The following is a 16,849-nucleotide window of genomic DNA, read 5'->3' on the forward strand; positions in this document are numbered from 1 at the left end:
CTCGGCTGAAGGCCAATAAAGCAAAACAGCCCTTCGACAAGCGCGCCGCGCAGCGTTAGAGCATCGCCCATGGCCGGGACGTCGAAAACCATCGAATTGCCGCACGCCCTTCCCCTCGATGGCGGGGGCGAACTGTCGCGCGCGCAGCTGGCGTACCAGACCTACGGCACGCTGAACGAGGACCGGTCCAACGCCATCCTTTTGTGCCACGCGCTGACCGGCGACCAGCATGTCGCAAGCCCGCATCCCGTCACCGGCAAGCCGGGCTGGTGGGAACGCATGGTCGGCCCCGGCAAGCCGATCGATACGGACCGCTATCACGTGATCTGCGCGAATGTGATCGGCAGCTGCATGGGCTCCACCGGCCCGGCCAGCCTTGCCGGGGACGGTACGCCCTATGCCATGCGCTTTCCGGTCATCACCATCCGCGACATGGTCCGCGCGCTGGTGGGCCTGCTCGATGCGCTGGGCATCGAAAAGCTGCATACGGTCGTCGGCGGATCGATGGGCGGGATGCAGGCGCTGAGCCTGGCCGCCAACTGGCCAGAGCGCGCTGCCCGAGTTTTGGTTATCGCGTCGACCAGCCGCCATTCCGCCCAGAACATCGCCTTCCACGAGCTGGGACGACAGGCGATCATGGCCGATCCGCGGTGGAACAAGGGTGATTATTACGGCGGCGAGGCGCCCGACAACGGGCTGGCCGTGGCGCGCATGGCGGCGCATATCACCTATCTGTCGGAAGAGGCGCTGACCGCGAAATTCGGCCGCAATCTGCAGGACCGGCCGGATGGCACGAGAGGGGCCAAGAGCTTCGGCTTCGATGCCGATTTCCAGGTCGAAAGCTATCTGCGCTATCAGGGCAACGGCTTCACACAGCGTTTCGACGCCAACAGCTATCTCTATATCACGCGCGCGATGGATTATTTCGATCTCGCCGAAGAAAATGGCGGCAAGCTGGCCAATGCTTTCGCGGGCACGGCCGCGCGGTTCTGCCTCGTCAGCTTCGACAGCGACTGGCTCTACCCGACGGCGGAAAGCCGCCATGTCGTGCGCGCGCTCAACGCCGCAGGCGCCGCGGTCAGCTTCGTCGAACTGTCGGCGCCGCATGGGCACGACAGCTTCCTGCTGGATGTCCCCGCGCTCGACCGCGTGGTGAAGGGCTTCATCGAATGAGCGAAAGCAGGACCCGGTACGACATCAGTTTCGATCGGATCGATTCCGTGGCGGCACACGCCTTCCTTTCGCAGAGCTATTGGTCGCTCGGCATACCGCTGGAGACGGTGCGCCGCGCGCTGGAAAACAGCCTGTGCGTGGCGGTCTGGCATGATGATGCGCAGGTCGGTTTCGCCCGGGTGGTCACCGACCGGGCGACGTTCGCATATCTGGCGGATGTCTATGTTCTCGATGCGCATCGCGGCAAGGGAATGGCTCAAGCCATGGTCGCCCGCCTGCACGAGCACCCCGATCTTCAGGGCCTCCGCCGGTGGTTGCTGGCGACGAAAGATGCGCACACCCTTTATCGCGGCATGGGCTGGACCGACGTGCCGGACCCTTCGATCATGATGCAGCGCCATTTCCCGGACGTATACCAATGAGCCTGCGGCCTGATCTCGAAGCCATCGCCGGGGCGATCGGTGCGGGCAGCCGCGTGCTCGACATCGGCTGCGGCGACGGGGCCCTTCTCGCCAATTTGCGCGATACCAAACAGGTGGACGCGCGCGGGATGGAGATCGACGGCACCTGTGTCGAACGCTGCGTGGCGCAGGGGCTGTCGGTGGTTCAGGGCGATGCCAACCGCGACCTCGCTGATTATCCCAACAAGGGGTTCGATTATGCCGTGCTCAGCCAGACGCTGCAGACCGCGCTGCGCCCCGACCTGATGCTCGATCAATTGCTGCGCGTGGGCCGCCAGGCCTTCGTCAGCTTTCCCAATTTCGCCCATTGGCGCACCCGGTCGGCGCTGATGCTGCACGGGCGCATGCCGGTGACCCGCGCGATCCCGGTCAGCTGGTACGAAACGCCCAATATCCACCACGTCACGGTCAGCGATTTTCGCGAGCTCGCCCGCCAGAAGGGCGCGCATATCGAACGCGAATGGTTCTTCGCCAATGGGTCGTCTGTCCGCGCCGGGGTGAATTTGCGCGCCGAATTCGCGGTGTTCCAGCTCAGCCGCTGACGGGCGGATCCATGGGTTTGCGGCGAAACAGGCTACGCACGATCTTGCGCGCCAGCCAGATCATCCAGACGATGACGGCCAGCAGGACAACCGCAATACCGCCCGCGACATAGGGGTATTCATAAGCGGCATAGAGCATGCCCGCGGTCGCCACGTCCTCAACGGTAGACACCGCCACATTGCTCACCGGTTCGGGGCTGGCATTGACCACCCCGCGCGCGCCGGCCTTGCCCGCATGGGCCGTCAGCGCCGCGCCGCCGCCGAGCAGGAAGGCGACGACCTGCGTGGCCGGATCGGAGGGGTCGACGATCGCCAGCGCCAGCAGCGCGCCGCCCACCGGCCGCACGAAAGTGTGTACCGCGTCCCATGCGCTGTCGAGCCACATCACCTTGTCGGCGAAGAATTCGGCCAGCGCGGCAATGGCGGCAATGCCCATCACCCAGGGGTTTGCCAGCGCATCGAGGCTCTGCAGATGTTCGGGCAGCGGCAGCGCGCCCAGCCGCATGGCAAGGCCGGTGGCAAAGATGCTGAGATAGAGCCGCCAGCCCGCCAACAGGCTGACGCTGCCGGCTATCCCGATGATTTCCATCACGCCCATATCCATCCTCCTGTCAGTGCGCGATGATGCCGCTCAACCGGCACCGGCCCAGCCCATTTCGGGCCGGATCAGCTCGGCTCGTGCATCGGGCACCCGTTCTTTTCTGAGCGAAAGCGGGCCGAATGGCGATAGGTTTCCTGCCGGGCGCGGTTGGTATTGCCCATGGGCAGGTGATCCATCACCCCGGTCCACACGCTGAACCGCATGGTTTCATTGACCTTGCGCACCAATTGTTCATCCCAGCTATCCTGTTTCGGGATGCGCAGCGTGGCGACCTTTTCAAAGGGCGAGACATCCTGCGGCCATTCGACCGAGGAATCTTCCACGGGCTGGCGGTCCACATCGCGCAGCAGCTGGACGCAGAAATCCCATTCGGCGTCATTGCGCATGAACTGTTCGCGTACATGGTGGCGCAAGCCGTCGCGATCATCGCCGATCTCCACCGTCTCGCCGGCCAGCGCCTTCATCCACTCCGCCGCCGGGCGCAGCTGGAATTTGGCGACATAGCGGCCATAGCGAAACGGGGTGGCCGAGAAATAGTCGAGCGCCAGCGGTTCGCTTTGCGGCAAGCCCCCCATCGAAGCGAGCGCCGGGGCGGGATCGAGCCCGACCTTCTGGCGCACGTCATTGCCCAGCTTGAACATGTCGGCAGCGATCTTCTTGAGCCATTCGACCCGGTCGGTCGTCTTGGCGAGCAGGCCCAGGTTCTTGGCGAAGGCCTGCGCATTGGGGGCGGCGAAGGCGGGGGCGTTGACGAAGATGAAATCCTGCGTGTCGCCAGCCGCATCGGGCAGCCTTGTGCCCTTCACATCGCACACTTTGAGCGCGAAGCCGCGCGGCAGATGGATATTGTCATGCAGGATATCGCCCGCATTGGTGGACATGCGGATATAGGCATCGTGCTGCCCTGCATGGGCAAACAGGCCCTGCGCCAGTTCGGGGCTGAGACCGCCTTCGACCGTCAGCGTACCCTTGGCGATGCCATGCGACTTGGCATGGACACTGCGAATGGCGTGGCCCGAGTTTTCATAGGTCGTCTCCAGGATCTCGTCGAATTTGTCGTCGAGATCGAGAATGGTATCGGCTTCCTTCTGCGGCTCGATATTTTCGAGTTCGGCGGAAAAGGGAATGGGATCGGAATATGTCATGAGACCTCGGACGTGCGGGGGCGGAAATGCGGGTATGGTTGCGCTTTAAAGCACCCGCCTGCGCGAAGGGTTCCGCCGACCGGCCGAGGCATGACATGAAAAGGGCGGCGCCATCGCTGGCACCGCCCCTTTTTTTAATGAGTTCGTGATCGGCTGCGATCAGAAGATTTCGAACAGGCCCGCTGCGCCCATGCCGCCGCCGACGCACATGGTGACGACGCCGTACTTCGCCTTGCGGCGCTGGCCTTCGCGCAGGATGTGGCCGACGCAGCGCGCGCCGGTCATGCCGTAAGGGTGGCCGACCGAGATCGAGCCGCCGTTGACGTTGAGCTTGTCATTGTCGATGCCCAGCTTGTCGCGGCAGTAGAGTACCTGCACCGCGAAGGCTTCGTTCAGTTCCCACAGGTCGATGTCTTCGATCTTCATGTCGAAGCGTTCGAGCAGCTTGGGAATGGCGAAGATCGGGCCGATGCCCATTTCGTCGGGCTCGGTACCGGCAACCGCCATGCCGATGTAACGGCCGAGCGGATTGAGGCCGCGCTTTTCGGCTTCCTTGGCTTCCATGACGACGACCGCTGCCGAACCGTCGGACAGCTGGCTGGCGTTACCCGCCGTGATCGTGGTGCCCGGGCCCATGACGGGCTGGAGCGAGGACAGGCCTTCGAGCGTGGTCGACGGGCGATTGCCTTCGTCCTTGGCGATGGTCACGTCTTCGTCGGTGATGTCGCCCGTTTCCTTGTTCTGCACCTTGTGCTTGGTGCTCACCGAAACGATTTCGTCGTCGAAAATGCCCGCTTCCTGCGCCGCAGCGGTGCGCTGCTGGCTCTGGAGGGCATATTCGTCCTGCGCTTCGCGGCTGATGCCGTAACGCTGGGCGACCGTTTCTGCAGTCTGCAGCATCGGCATGTAGATCGCGCCGTGCATGCCCATCAGTTCAGGGTCGGGCATCACGCGCATTTCCTTGGTCTGCACCAGCGAAATGCTTTCCTGCCCACCGGCAGCGACGATCTGCATGCGGTCGGTGATGATCTGCTTGGCGGCCGTGGCAATGCTCATCAGGCCCGAAGAACACTGGCGGTCGATGGTCATGCCCGACACGCCGATCGGGCAACCGGCGCGCAGCGCCACCTGGCGGGCGAGGTTGCCGGCCTGCGCGCCCTGCTGGAGCGCGGCGCCCCACAGCACGTCGTCGATTTCGCCTGCATCGATGCCGGCACGCTCGATCGCGGGCTTCAGGGAGTAGGAGCCGAGCGTTGCGCCCGGAGTGGAATTGAAAGCGCCCTTATAGGCCTTGCCCATACCGGTACGGGCGGTGGAAACGATGACTGCGTCACGCATGGGAATTTCCTCGAATTAGCTGAATGGTCTGTTTCTTCCGGGGAGGAGAGAAAATCAGACGAAATACATGGTCATCCATTCGCAGATCAGCGCGGGCTTTTCCTCGCCTTCGATCTCGATGGTGATTTCCATGGTCTGCTGCCACTGACCGGGGCGCTTCTCGGTCATTTCCAGCATCTTCCAGTGACCGCGGATGCGCTTGCCGGATTTCACCGGGTTGATGAACCGCGTCTTGTTGCCGCCGTAGTTGACGGCCATCTTGATGCCCTCGACCCGCGGCACGTCGCTGTTCGCGGTGAGGTAGGGGATCATCGACAGGGTCAGGAAGCCGTGGGCGATGGTGCCGCCGAAGGGCGTCATCTTGGCCGCCTCCTCGTTCACATGGATGAACTGGTGGTCGCCGGTGGCTTCGGCGAACTGGTTGATGCGCTCCTGGCTCATCTCGACCCATTCGCTGGTGCCGACCTGTTCGCCGACCTTGGCTGCTATGTCCTGGGGGCTCATATTTCGCTCTCCTCGAATATACGTCAAATATGCGCGACTCTTCGCGCGTGCGGGCAGACACATGGCCTATGGAAAGAGGGTGCGCAACCGCCCGAAATCTGCCGTTACGGCATAGCGGGGCAAAGTGTTTCGCCAATTGCACGAGCTGCGGCTTCAGGGCATCATTATCCGTAAATTAACCAAGCAGCCCTAGCTGACGGGGCGACTTCGCATCTATGAGGCGGACTGGAACCGAATGGGCGACGATTTGGAAGATAGCGGTATCACCGACAGGGCATGGTTCAGGCCGGCAGTTGCCGTGTGGTTCGCGCTGCTGCTGGGCGCCGGGTTGTGGTTCATGCCGCCGCGGGTGCACGATTCGCTTGCATCCTTGCTCGGCCTCGATCGCATGCTGCCGCTGTTCGCGGCCCCCATCGGCGCTGCAGGCACGGCGATATTGTGCGCCGCGCTGGCACTGTTCGGCGGAATGCTGGGCTGGGCCCTGGCCGCTCGCCTGGGCAGGCCGGCCAGACAGAAAGTCCTGACCTCCGATGCCGGCCCGGTCGACAACGCACGTTTGGGCAGCCCGGAAGAAGAAACGATGGAACCGCGCCGCCGCCGCGTCCTGTCCGCACGCGAGGATATCGACGAGGAAGGCATCCCCCCCTCGATCGACGCACCCGAAGAATTTCACGCGGAAACCGAAGCCGCACCGGCTGAGCCCGAGCAAGCTGAGCCAGAGGAAGAGGATTTCGAGCTGGTCGAGGCGGTGATCGAGCAGGACGAAGAGCCCTCTTTCGATGCACCGATCATCCAGAGCGACCCGGAAGAAGAGCTGGATACTTCCGAAAACGTGCCCGAATTCGAGGCCGAGGCCGAAGAATGGGTGGCGGATGCCGAGCAATTCCATGAATTCGAGGTGCAGCCGGAGGAAGAAGCGGCCCCTTTCGAAGCCGCCGAGCAGGTGGAATATGCAGAGCCCGAAGACGCGCAGGAGGCCGAACCGCTCGGCGACATGAGCCTCGACTCCCTGCTCGCAAGGCTTGAAGGCGCGCTCGATACGCGGCGCCAGACCGTGGAGAGGAGCGAGCGCGCCGCGCGCCAGCCTGCCTTGCAGCCGGTGCCGCTGCCGAACGCGCCTATCCAGAATGAAGCGCTTCAGCGCATGGCCTCCGATGCGCAAAGCGCGGAAGACGATCCCATGGTCGCTTTCCTGCAACGCGAGGCGAATCGCAGGCTCTCCAAGCCGGATCAGGTGCCTGACGCTGGCACCGGCGATACGGCCGAACCGCCCAGCCGGGAACGCACGCCGAGCGCAGCCCATTCCGCCGTCAGCAAGATGCTCGATCGTATGGGACTTTCCAACCGGCACGACTGAACCGGACTGAAAGCGGATACGAATTCGTCCCGCTGCAACGCGGCAAAAATCGAGAAATCTTGGGCTGTGCGAAATTTTGCTTCGCCGGGCCACCATTGCAAATCCGGTTAATTGCCGTCAAAAAGCCTTTTCGCGACATTTTGCGGCCGCGCATGCGGCGCTGCACAAAATCCGTTTCCGCTGCCCGGCGTTGGGCCTGAGGGGGAACGGGCTTGGAGGAGGACGCTTCGGCGAATGCAGGTTCCGGCTCATCATACACCCGGTAACGGTCCCCGGTCACAGGGGCTTTACGATCCGCGCAACGAACACGATGCCTGCGGCGTCGGCATGGTCGCGCATATCAAGGGCGAGAAGAGCCACGCAATTATCGAACAGGCGCTGACCATCCTCGCCAATCTCGACCATCGCGGCGCGGTGGGCGCCGATCCGCTGCTGGGCGATGGCGCGGGCATCCTGATCCAGACGCCCGATCCATTGATCCGCAAATGGGCCGAAGCGCAGGGCTACGATCTGCCGGAAGAAGGCGACTATGCGCTCGCCATGTGCTTCCTGCCGCAGGAAGACGAAGCGCGCCGGTTCGTCGAAAGCCAGCTGGAACGTTTTGCCGAGAAAGAAGGCCAGCGCGTCGTCGGTTGGCGCGATGTGCCCACCACCCTCGATGGACTGGGCGAAGCGGTAATCGCCTCCATGCCGGTCATCCGCCAGTGCGTGATCGCGCGCGGGATGAACTGTGCCGGCCGCGAGGCGTTCGAGCGCAAGCTGGTCGTCATCCGCAAGCAGACGCTAAACCCGCTCGCCGCGCTGGAAGCCAAGCATGACATACCGGGCCTCAGCCAGGCCTACATCCCGAGCTTCAACAGCCGCACCGTGGTCTACAAGGGCCTGCTGCTCGCCAATCAGGTCGGCACGTTCTACGACGATCTGCGCGATCCCGATTGCGTGTCCGCATTGGGCCTCGTCCACCAGCGTTTCAGCACCAATACCTTCCCCAGCTGGCGGCTTGCCCACCCTTACCGCTTCATGGCGCATAACGGCGAAATCAACACGGTCCGCGGCAATGTGAACTGGATGGAAGCGCGCCGCCGCACGATGGAAAGCGAGCTTTTGGGCGCCGACCTCGACAAGATGTGGCCGCTGATCCCGCACGGTCAGTCGGACACCGCCTGCCTCGACAACGCGCTCGAACTGCTCCTGACCGGCGGTTACAGCCTTGCACATTCCATGATGATGCTCATGCCCGAAGCCTGGGCGAAAAACGAGCAGATGGATCCGGCGCGCCGTGCCTTCTACGAATACCACGCCGCGCTGATGGAGCCATGGGATGGCCCCGCTGCCGTGTGCTTCACCGATGGCAAGCAGATCGGCGCCTGCCTCGACCGCAACGGCCTGCGCCCCGCGCGCTGGTGCACGACCAAGGACGATCTCGTGGTTCTCGCCTCGGAAAGCGGCGTGCTGCCCTTTGCCGAGGAAGACATCACCCGCAAGTGGCGCCTCCAGCCGGGCAAGATGCTGCTGATCGACCTCGAAGAAGGCCGCATCGTCGAGGACGAGGAACTGAAGGCCGATCTCGCCGCCGCCGAGCCTTATGAGGCGTGGCTGGAGAAGGCACAGTACAAGCTTGCCGATCTCGACCATATCGAACCCGACCTGTCCGAGATTGCCGAGAGCACCATTCCGCTGCTCAACCGCCAGCAGGCCTTCGGTTATACGCAGGAAGACATCAGCCGCTTCCTCGAACCCATGGCCGCCAATGGCGAAGACCCCATCGGCTCTATGGGCACCGACACGCCCATTGCGGTGCTGAGCGAAAAGAGCCGCCTGCTCTACGACTATTTCAAGCAGAACTTCGCGCAAGTGACCAACCCGCCGATCGACCCCATCCGCGAAGAGCTGGTGATGAGCCTGCTCTCGATGATCGGCCCGCGCCCGAACCTGCTGGGCCGCGACGGCGGTACGCACAAGCGCCTCGAGGTTTCGCAGCCGATCCTCACCAATATCGACCTGGCCAAGATCCGCTCGGTCGAAGTGGTGCTGGACGGCGCGTTCCGCACGGCAACCATCGATATCACCTGGGATGCCAGCACGGGCGCTGACGGGCTCGCCATGGCGCTGAAGGAAATGTGCTGGGCCGCGACCGAGGCGGTGCTGGGCGACGCGAATATCCTGATCCTGTCGGACCGGGATCAGGGGCCGGGGCGCATTGCCATGCCTGCCCTGCTGGCGACGGCGGCCGTCCACCACCAGCTGGTGCGGCAGGGCCTCCGGATGCAGACCGGCCTCGTCATCGAGACCGGCGAGGCGCGCGAAGTGCACCATTTCTGCGCGCTGGCGGGCTATGGTGCTGAAGGCATCAACCCCTATCTCGCGATCGAAACGCTGGAAGATTTGCGCGCCCGCAAGCTGCCGCATCTCGAGCCCGAGGAAGTGCAGAAGAACTTCGTCAAGGCCATCGGCAAGGGCATTCTGAAGGTCATGTCCAAGATGGGCATTTCGACCTACCAGTCCTATTGCGGCGCCCAGATCTTCGACGCGGTCGGCCTGTCGAGCGAATTTGTCGATGCCTATTTCGCCGGCACCGCTACCACCATCGAGGGCGTTGGCCTGAAGGAAGTGGCCGAGGAAACCGTGCGCCGCCATGCGCAGGCCTTTGGCGACAGTCCTCTCTACAAGGGCATGCTCGATGTGGGCGGCATCTATCAGTACCGTATCCGCGGCGAGGATCACGCCTGGACGCCTCAGAACATCGCCAATCTGCAGCACGCCGTGCGCGGATCGAACCCCGAGAATTACGCGGAATACGCACGCAGCATCAACGAGCAGTCCGAACGGCTGCTGACGATCCGCGGGCTGATTGAACTGCAGAAGGCCGCACGTCCGCTCGATCTGGACGAGGTCGAACCGGCTGCCGAGATCGTCAAGCGCTTCAGCACCGGCGCTATGAGCTTCGGCTCGATCAGCCACGAGGCGCATTCGACGCTCGCCATCGCGATGAACCGCATGGGCGGCCGCTCGAATACCGGCGAAGGCGGCGAGGAGCCCGAGCGTTTCCAGCCGCTGGACAATGGCGATTCCATGCGCAGCCGGATCAAGCAGGTGGCATCGGGCCGCTTTGGCGTCACGGCGGAATATCTCGTCAATTCGGACGATATCCAGATCAAGATGGCGCAGGGCGCAAAGCCCGGTGAAGGCGGCCAGCTGCCCGGCCACAAGGTCGACAAGCGCATCGGCAAGGTGCGCCATTCGACCCCGGGCGTGGGCCTGATCTCGCCGCCCCCGCATCACGATATCTATTCGATCGAGGATCTGGCGCAGCTGATCCACGATCTGAAGAACGTGCAGCCTTCGGCGCGCATTTCGGTCAAGCTGGTGAGCGAAGTGGGCGTGGGTACGGTGGCTGCGGGCGTTTCGAAGTCCAAGGCCGACCATCTCACCATTTCGGGCTATGAAGGCGGTACGGGTGCAAGCCCGCTGACCAGCCTGACGCATGCCGGAAGCCCGTGGGAAATCGGTCTTGCGGAAACACAGCAGACACTGCTTCTCAACGATCTGCGCAGCCGCATCGCGGTGCAGGTCGACGGCGGCCTGCGCACCGGCCGCGATGTCGCCATCGGCGCGCTGCTGGGTGCGGATGAGTTCGGCTTTGCCACCGCCCCGCTGATTGCGGCGGGCTGCATCATGATGCGCAAGTGCCATCTCAACACCTGCCCGGTCGGCGTCGCCACGCAGGACCCAGTGCTGCGCAAGCGCTTTACCGGCACGCCCGAACACGTGATCAATTACTTCTTCTTCGTCGCCGAAGAACTGCGCCAGATCATGGCGGAGATGGGCTTCCGCACGGTGGAGGAGATGGTCGGTCGGGTCGACAAGCTCGATATGCGCCGGGTGCGCCGCCACTGGAAGGCGCATGGCGTCGACCTCGGCCGCATCCTGCATGCCGTGCCGCTCAAGGAAGGCCAGCTCCCGCGCAATACGGAAACCCAGGACCACGGCCTTGCGGCCGCGATGGACGTGGAGCTTATCGAAGCCTGCAAGCCTGCCATCGAAAGCGGTCAGGCTGTCCAGATCAACCGCTCGATCCGCAATGTGAACCGCACCGTCGGCGCCATGCTGTCGGGCCGGATCGCGGAAGAATACGGCCATCAGGGCCTGCCGCAGGATACCATCCGCATCGACCTGACCGGCGTTGCGGGCCAGAGCTTCGGCGCATGGCTGGCGCACGGCGTCACGATGAGCCTCACCGGCGATGCCAATGACTATGTCGGCAAGGGCCTTTCGGGCGGCCGTATCGTGGTCAAGCCGCCGCAGGATGTGGCCCGCGAACCGACCAACAACATCATCGTGGGCAATACCGTGCTTTACGGCGCCATCGCGGGCGAAGCCTATTTCGCCGGCGTCGCGGGCGAACGCTTCGCGGTGCGCAATTCCGGCGCGGTCGCGGTGGTCGAGGGAACGGGCGACCATGCGCTGGAATACATGACCGGCGGCGTGGTCTGCGTGCTGGGCAAGACCGGGCGCAATGTGGCCGCTGGAATGAGCGGCGGGATCGCCTATGTCTACGATCCCGATGGCGCGTTCGACCGCCTCGTGAACCACGCGCAAGTCGATATTCTCGATGTCGCACCCGGCGACGGGGAAGGCGCGGAAAGGAGCTGGGGCACGCCTCAGCAACGCGCGGTCAGCGTCGATAATCCCGGCATGGGCGATCCGCTCTATCACGATGCCGAGCGGCTGAAGGTGCTGGTCGAACGCCACCACCTCCACACCGGCTCGGCCCGGGCGAAGGCATTGCTCAACGACTGGGCCAACGAACTGAAAAACTTCCGCAAGGTGATGCCGCGCGATTACGCCAAGGCGCTGAAGGCACTCGAGGAAGAACGCGAAGACGCGGCGATGGAGGCTGCAGAGTAATGGGCAAGGAAACCGGCTTTCTCGAATACGAGCGCGAGGATCGCACCTATGCCGATCCTGCGGAACGGCTGAAAAGCTACAAGGAATTCGTGATTCCGCACGAGCGCGGCGCGCTGCAGAAACAGGCCGCGCGCTGCATGAATTGCGGCATTCCCTACTGCCACAACGGCTGTCCGGTGAACAACATAATCCCGGACTGGAACCACTTGGTCTATGAAGACGACTGGAAGAGCGCGCTCGAGGTCCTGCATTCGACCAACAACTTCCCCGAGTTCACGGGCCGCGTCTGCCCCGCCCCATGCGAGGCGGCCTGTACGCTGAACATCGTCGATGCGCCGGTAACCATCAAAAGCATCGAATGCGCCATCATCGACCGCGGCTTCAAGGAAGGCTGGGTCAAGCCGCAAGTGCCTGAAAAGCAGAGCGGAAAGTCGGTCGCGGTAATCGGCAGCGGCCCCGCAGGTCTTGCCGCCGCACAGCAATTGGCGCGCGCTGGTCATGCGGTGACCGTTTTCGAAAAGAGCGACCGGATCGGCGGATTGCTGCGCTACGGCATCCCCGACTTCAAGATGGAAAAGCATCTCATCAACCGCCGCGCGGTGCAGATGGAAGCCGAGGGCGTGCAGTTCCGCACCTCAGCGGAGGTGGGCGTCGAAGTCAGCTTCGAGGCGCTGAAAGAGAATTTCGACGCGGTCGTGCTGGCAGGCGGCGCGGAAGAGGCACGCAAGCTCGATATTCCGGGCTCGGAGCTGTCGGGCGTGCGGCTGGCCATGGAATTCCTGACCCAGCAGAACAAGCGCAATGCGGGCGATGACGAGGTGCGCGCGGCGCCGCGTGGTAGCCTGACGGCGACGGACAAGCATGTGATCGTCATCGGCGGGGGCGACACCGGCAGCGACTGCGTGGGCACCAGCAACCGGCAGGGCGCGGCATCCGTGACGCAGCTCGAGATCATGCCCAAGCCGCCGGAAAAGGAAGACAAGGCGCTGACCTGGCCCGACTGGCCGCTGAAGCTGCGGACCTCTTCCAGCCATGAAGAAGGGGTGGACCGCGACTGGGCCGTGCTGACCAAGCGCGTGGTCGAGGACGGGGGCCAGGTCTCCGGGCTCGAATGCGTGCGGGTCGAGTGGAAAGATGGGAAAATGCAAGAGGTTGCGGGCAGCGAATTCACGTTGAAGGCGGATCTCATCCTGCTGGCGATGGGCTTTACCGGGCCGAAACGAAGGGGTTTGCTGGACCGGGCGGGCGTGGAATTGTGCGAGCGCGGCAATGTGAAAGCCGACACCAATCGCTATGCCACGAGCGAGCCGAACGTCTATGCCTGCGGCGATATGCGGCGCGGGCAAAGCCTTGTCGTCTGGGCGATTCGCGAGGGTCGGCAGTGCGCGCGGGCGGTGGACGAAGCGCTGATGGGCGTGAGCGACCTGCCCTGCTGAGGGCAGGAAGCGGCCTGCGCTGGCAGCCCCTTCTGCCGCCGCTGGAGTGTTCCGGAAAAGGCTCCGAACACCCACTTGATCGGGTGTCGCAGTGCCGGACACCCGTGCCGGGACGCCGAACCAGCAGGAGCCAAGGCCCTGCCGCCCCCCCTTCACCCACCTGCCGCCATCGGCAGGCCAGCAGCCGAAGCCTCAGTGAATGGCGACGATGACCTGATCGCCTTCGCGCACCGGGGCGCAATTTTCCGCCGGGATCGGATCGAAGCCTTCCCGGGTCAGCGCGATATCCGACAGGCCATCGATCTTGAAATAGCCGAGCGCGGGATCTTCATCGACCCGGCGGCTCTTGTTCGGATTGACCGCGCCCAGATAGAAAGCGTTGTTGCGCAGCACGATCTGGTGCGGCGCCAGCTTCAGCGTGCTGGAGTTGTAGGTGGCGCTGATCATGGTGCGTTCGCGCATGGCCTCGCCCAGCACCGCCTGGACGAATTCGAAGGAAGATTGATGCTGCATTGCACAAAACCACACCATCCGGGCCGAAAATGCAATCGCTTAATGGTAGCGGTCACAATTTTATGCAGCCGATAGTTTCCATCAGGCCACCACAAGTTTCGCTCAGACCGCGCCCATTTTCGATCAGCGGGCGGCCCAGTCCACGGGCCCCCGCCCGTGCTTTTGCAGAAATTCATTCGCCCGGCTGAAGGGTTTGGAGCCGAAGAATCCGCGATGCGCCGACAGCGGGCTGGGATGCGCACTTTCGATCACCAGATGCGGCCCCGCCCCGCTGCGCGCCGCCCCAAGGCCCGCGATCCGTTTCGCCTTGGCCTGCGCATGGCTCCCCCACAGGATGAAGACGCTGGGCACATCGCGCGCCGCCACCGCCGCCACGCAGGCATCCGTGATCGCGTCCCAGCCGCGCCCCGCATGGCTGCCCGCCTGCCCCTGCTCCACGGTCAGCGTGTTGTTGAGCAGCAGCACCCCCTGCCGCGCCCATGGCGTCAGATCGCCGTCCTGGGGCGGCGCGACATCCAGATCGGCGGCCAGTTCCTTGTAGATATTGCGCAGGCTCGGCGGCAGCTTCACGCCTTGGGGCACGGAGAAGGACAGGCCCATCGCCTGCCCCGGCCCGTGATAGGGGTCCTGCCCCAGGATCACGACCTTCACCGCGTCCAGCGGGGTCAGTTCCAGCGCCTTCAGCCGCGATCCGCGCGGGGGATAGACCACCTTGCCCGATGCCTCCTGCTCTCTCAGCCAGCCGCCCAGCGCGCGCGCTTCGGGCGCGGCCAGAACGGGATCGAGGGCGGGCTTCCAGCTATCGGGCACGGGATCGGTCATGACATGCTGTTTGCCCGTCCCGGCGCGGCAGGACCAGCCGCCCCGGTCCACCAATCCCCGATCACCCGGGTCCAGGCATCCGGGCTATGGCGCCCAAGCCCCAGCCCGAGCAGCGAGCGAAGTGACGAAGGTCCGTTGCCAGTTCCCTCTGCGAACCCTAAAGCCGCCGACATGGCAGTTCATTTCCACGAAGAAGACCTTCCCGAAGGCGTCCTCGCCGATGGCCCCGTTGCCGTCGATACCGAGACCATGGGCCTCGTCACCACGCGCGACCGGCTGTGCGTCGTCCAGATCAGCGACGGCAATGGCGACGAGCATCTCGTCCGCTTTGCGCCGGACAGCGACTATGACGCGCCCAATCTGCAGGCCGCGCTGGCCGATCCGGACCGGCTCAAGCTGTTCCATTTCGCCCGCTTCGACCTGGCCGCGATCGAATATTACCTCGGCGTCACGGCGGCGCCCTGCTATTGCACCAAGATCGCCAGCAAGCTGGTCCGCACCTATACCGACCGCCACGGCCTGAAGAATCTGGTCGAGGAATTGCTGGGCGAGAATATCTCCAAGGCGCAGCAATCGTCCGACTGGGGCGGGCCGGAACTCAACCAGGCGCAGCGCGACTATGCCGCCTCCGACGTGCGCTTCCTCCACCGGATGCGTGAAGAGCTCAATCGCCGCCTCGAACGCGAAGGCCGCATGGAACTGGCGCAGTCCTGTTTCGATTTCCTTCCCACGCGCGCCCATCTCGATATCCTCGGCTGGGCCGATCACGACATCTTCAGCCACGCGTAAGGCTTAGCGGAGCACCAACCCCATCATGGCCATCGGCAAGCGCAGGATCGAAACGCAGGAGGCGCAGCAATTACGCTCGCGCCGCCAGCATTTCGCTGCGCCCGGCGGCAGCCATGACCGGCTGGTGCGCTTCCTCGCGCGGTTCCTGCCGATGGGCGTGGGGATCGTTGCCGCGCTGATGATCATCACCCCCTTGAGCCCGCGCGGCGAAATCAGCTTCCTGCTCGACCGCAATGAAGTGGCGGTGATCCAGGAACGGCTGCGCGTCGACAATGCGCTGTATCGCGGACAGGATGCGCAGGGCCGCCCCTTCTCGCTGACGGCGGGGGAAGCGGTCCAGAAATCGAGCGTGGAGGGGATCGTCCGGCTCGACGAGCTGGTCGCCCGCCTGCTGATGAGCGAAGGCCCCGCGCGGGTGGAAGCGCCCGGCGGGCAATACGATATCCGCGATGATGTGGTCGATGTGAACGGCACCATGACGATGGCCGCCGCCGACGGCTATCGCATGCGCGCGAGCGGCGTCTCGCTCGACCTGAAAGACAAGACATTAGAGGGATCGGGCGGCGTCGAAGGCGCGGTTCCGGCAGGCACGTTCCGCGCCGACCGGCTCGATGCCGATCTCGACCAACGCACTGTTACCCTGACCGGCAATGCGCGGCTGCGCATGGAACCCGGAAAGCTGAGGATGCCATGATCAAGAGCCAGTTCCCCACCATGGCGAAGAGCGCACTGGCGGGCTTTGCCCTGACCGCGGCCGCAATGGGCGGCATCCAGCTGTCCGCCCAGGCGATCGCCGGGCACAATTCCAACGCGCCGGTATCCTATGCCGCCGACCGGATCGAATTGCAGGACCGGCAGAACCGCGTGGTATTGTCGGGCAATGTCGAGATCACGCAGGGCGGCCTCAATCTCAACGCGGCGCGCACCATCGTGAACTATTCCGACGCGGGCAGCCTGAAGATCCAGCGGATCATGGCCACCGGCGGCGTGAATGTGACGCGCGGCAACGAACGCGCGCGCGGCGATACGGCGGTCTACGATTTCAACCGCCGGATCATAACCATGGCGGGCAATGTCCGCCTGAACCGCGGCGGCGATACGCTGAACGGCGGGCGGCTGGTGATCGACCTGGCCAGCGGCGTGTCGAGCGTGGATGGCCGCGCCAGCGGATCGTCGGGCGTGACCGGCAACAGTTCTTCTTCGGGCGGGCGCGTGACCGGATCGTTCTCCGTCCCCGAAAACTGAGCGCGCTTTAACGGC

Annotated in this window: 15 protein-coding genes; 9 read left to right on the top strand and 6 right to left on the bottom strand. The window is 64.2% G+C overall.

Annotation, left to right across the window (positions count from 1 at the left end; translation table 11 throughout):
* Nucleotides 1-69: 69 nt before the first annotated feature.
* From ACI2I1_RS11245 to metW, 3 genes are read left to right on the top strand one after another with little or no spacing between them, the layout of a single operon-like run.
* Complete coding sequence (locus ACI2I1_RS11245; RefSeq protein WP_404679203.1) at nt 70-1,173, top strand: homoserine O-acetyltransferase; 1,104 nt, start codon at nt 70-72, stop codon at nt 1,171-1,173.
* A complete protein-coding gene (locus ACI2I1_RS11250; RefSeq protein ID WP_404679204.1) occupies nt 1,170-1,595 on the top strand; it encodes a GNAT family N-acetyltransferase in 426 nt (141 codons plus the stop codon). Before ACI2I1_RS11245 ends, ACI2I1_RS11250 begins: the two co-directional genes overlap by 4 nt.
* The gene (gene metW / locus ACI2I1_RS11255; RefSeq protein WP_404679205.1) at nt 1,592-2,176 is read left to right on the top strand and encodes a methionine biosynthesis protein MetW; all 585 of its coding nucleotides are present in this window, start codon (nt 1,592-1,594) and stop codon (nt 2,174-2,176) included. The genes ACI2I1_RS11250 and metW overlap by 4 nt, the downstream gene beginning before the upstream one ends.
* Here the strand turns inward: metW and ACI2I1_RS11260 are convergent.
* The 4 genes from ACI2I1_RS11260 to ACI2I1_RS11275 all read right to left on the bottom strand — a co-directional run bounded on the left by ACI2I1_RS11260 (nt 2,166) and on the right by ACI2I1_RS11275 (nt 5,764).
* Complete coding sequence (locus ACI2I1_RS11260; RefSeq protein WP_404679206.1) at nt 2,166-2,774, bottom strand: DUF4126 domain-containing protein; 609 nt, start codon at nt 2,772-2,774, stop codon at nt 2,166-2,168. The two genes, metW and ACI2I1_RS11260, sit on opposite strands and share 11 nt — an antisense overlap.
* 68 nt (nt 2,775-2,842) lie before the next feature.
* Nucleotides 2,843-3,922, bottom strand: coding sequence for a catalase family protein (locus ACI2I1_RS11265; protein WP_404679207.1), 1,080 nt, complete (start codon nt 3,920-3,922; stop codon nt 2,843-2,845).
* A 159-nt stretch (nt 3,923-4,081) separates the two neighbouring features.
* On the bottom strand, nt 4,082-5,260 hold the full coding sequence (locus ACI2I1_RS11270; protein ID WP_224812614.1) for an acetyl-CoA C-acyltransferase: 1,179 nt from the start codon (nt 5,258-5,260) through the stop codon (nt 4,082-4,084).
* Between the two features lie 54 nt (nt 5,261-5,314).
* Nucleotides 5,315-5,764: a MaoC family dehydratase gene (locus tag ACI2I1_RS11275; protein WP_221544063.1), complete on the bottom strand. Its 450-nt coding sequence runs from the start codon at nt 5,762-5,764 to the stop codon at nt 5,315-5,317.
* Nucleotides 5,765-5,999: 235 nt separating this feature from the next.
* On the opposite strand from ACI2I1_RS11275, the gene ACI2I1_RS11280 reads away from it, so the two are divergent.
* From ACI2I1_RS11280 to ACI2I1_RS11290, 3 genes are all read left to right on the top strand, one after another.
* A complete protein-coding gene (locus ACI2I1_RS11280; protein WP_404679208.1) occupies nt 6,000-7,121 on the top strand; it encodes a hypothetical protein in 1,122 nt (373 codons plus the stop codon).
* Between the two features lie 234 nt (nt 7,122-7,355).
* A complete protein-coding gene (gene gltB / locus ACI2I1_RS11285) occupies nt 7,356-12,029 on the top strand; it encodes a glutamate synthase large subunit (RefSeq protein WP_404679209.1) in 4,674 nt (1,557 codons plus the stop codon).
* On the top strand, nt 12,029-13,465 hold the full coding sequence (locus ACI2I1_RS11290) for a glutamate synthase subunit beta (protein WP_404679210.1): 1,437 nt from the start codon (nt 12,029-12,031) through the stop codon (nt 13,463-13,465). Before gltB ends, ACI2I1_RS11290 begins: the two co-directional genes overlap by 1 nt.
* Before the next feature lie 192 nt (nt 13,466-13,657).
* On the opposite strand, the gene ACI2I1_RS11295 is transcribed toward ACI2I1_RS11290, so the two are convergent.
* The gene (locus ACI2I1_RS11295; RefSeq protein ID WP_221544059.1) at nt 13,658-13,978 is read right to left on the bottom strand and encodes a WYL domain-containing protein; all 321 of its coding nucleotides are present in this window, start codon (nt 13,976-13,978) and stop codon (nt 13,658-13,660) included.
* Nucleotides 13,979-14,101: 123 nt separating this feature from the next.
* A complete protein-coding gene (locus ACI2I1_RS11300) occupies nt 14,102-14,800 on the bottom strand; it encodes a uracil-DNA glycosylase (protein ID WP_404679211.1) in 699 nt (232 codons plus the stop codon).
* A gap of 171 nt (nt 14,801-14,971) precedes the next feature.
* On the opposite strand from ACI2I1_RS11300, the gene ACI2I1_RS11305 reads away from it, so the two are divergent.
* Genes ACI2I1_RS11305 through ACI2I1_RS11315 form a run of 3 tightly spaced genes read left to right on the top strand, consistent with a single transcriptional unit; the run spans nt 14,972 to nt 16,834 of the window.
* Nucleotides 14,972-15,589: a ribonuclease D gene (locus ACI2I1_RS11305; RefSeq protein ID WP_404679212.1), complete on the top strand. Its 618-nt coding sequence runs from the start codon at nt 14,972-14,974 to the stop codon at nt 15,587-15,589.
* Between the two features lie 25 nt (nt 15,590-15,614).
* Nucleotides 15,615-16,283, top strand: a complete 669-nt coding sequence (gene lptC, locus ACI2I1_RS11310; RefSeq protein ID WP_224812619.1) for an LPS export ABC transporter periplasmic protein LptC — start codon at nt 15,615-15,617, stop codon at nt 16,281-16,283.
* Nucleotides 16,280-16,834 (top strand): LptA/OstA family protein, encoded by a 555-nt coding sequence (locus tag ACI2I1_RS11315; RefSeq protein ID WP_224812620.1) that lies wholly within the window; start codon nt 16,280-16,282, stop codon nt 16,832-16,834. Before lptC ends, ACI2I1_RS11315 begins: the two co-directional genes overlap by 4 nt.
* The last annotated feature ends 15 nt before the right edge of the window (nt 16,835-16,849 follow it).

Source organism: Qipengyuania sp. NPDC077563, assembly GCF_044901345.1.
Lineage (GTDB): Bacteria > Pseudomonadota > Alphaproteobacteria > Sphingomonadales > Sphingomonadaceae > Qipengyuania > Qipengyuania aestuarii.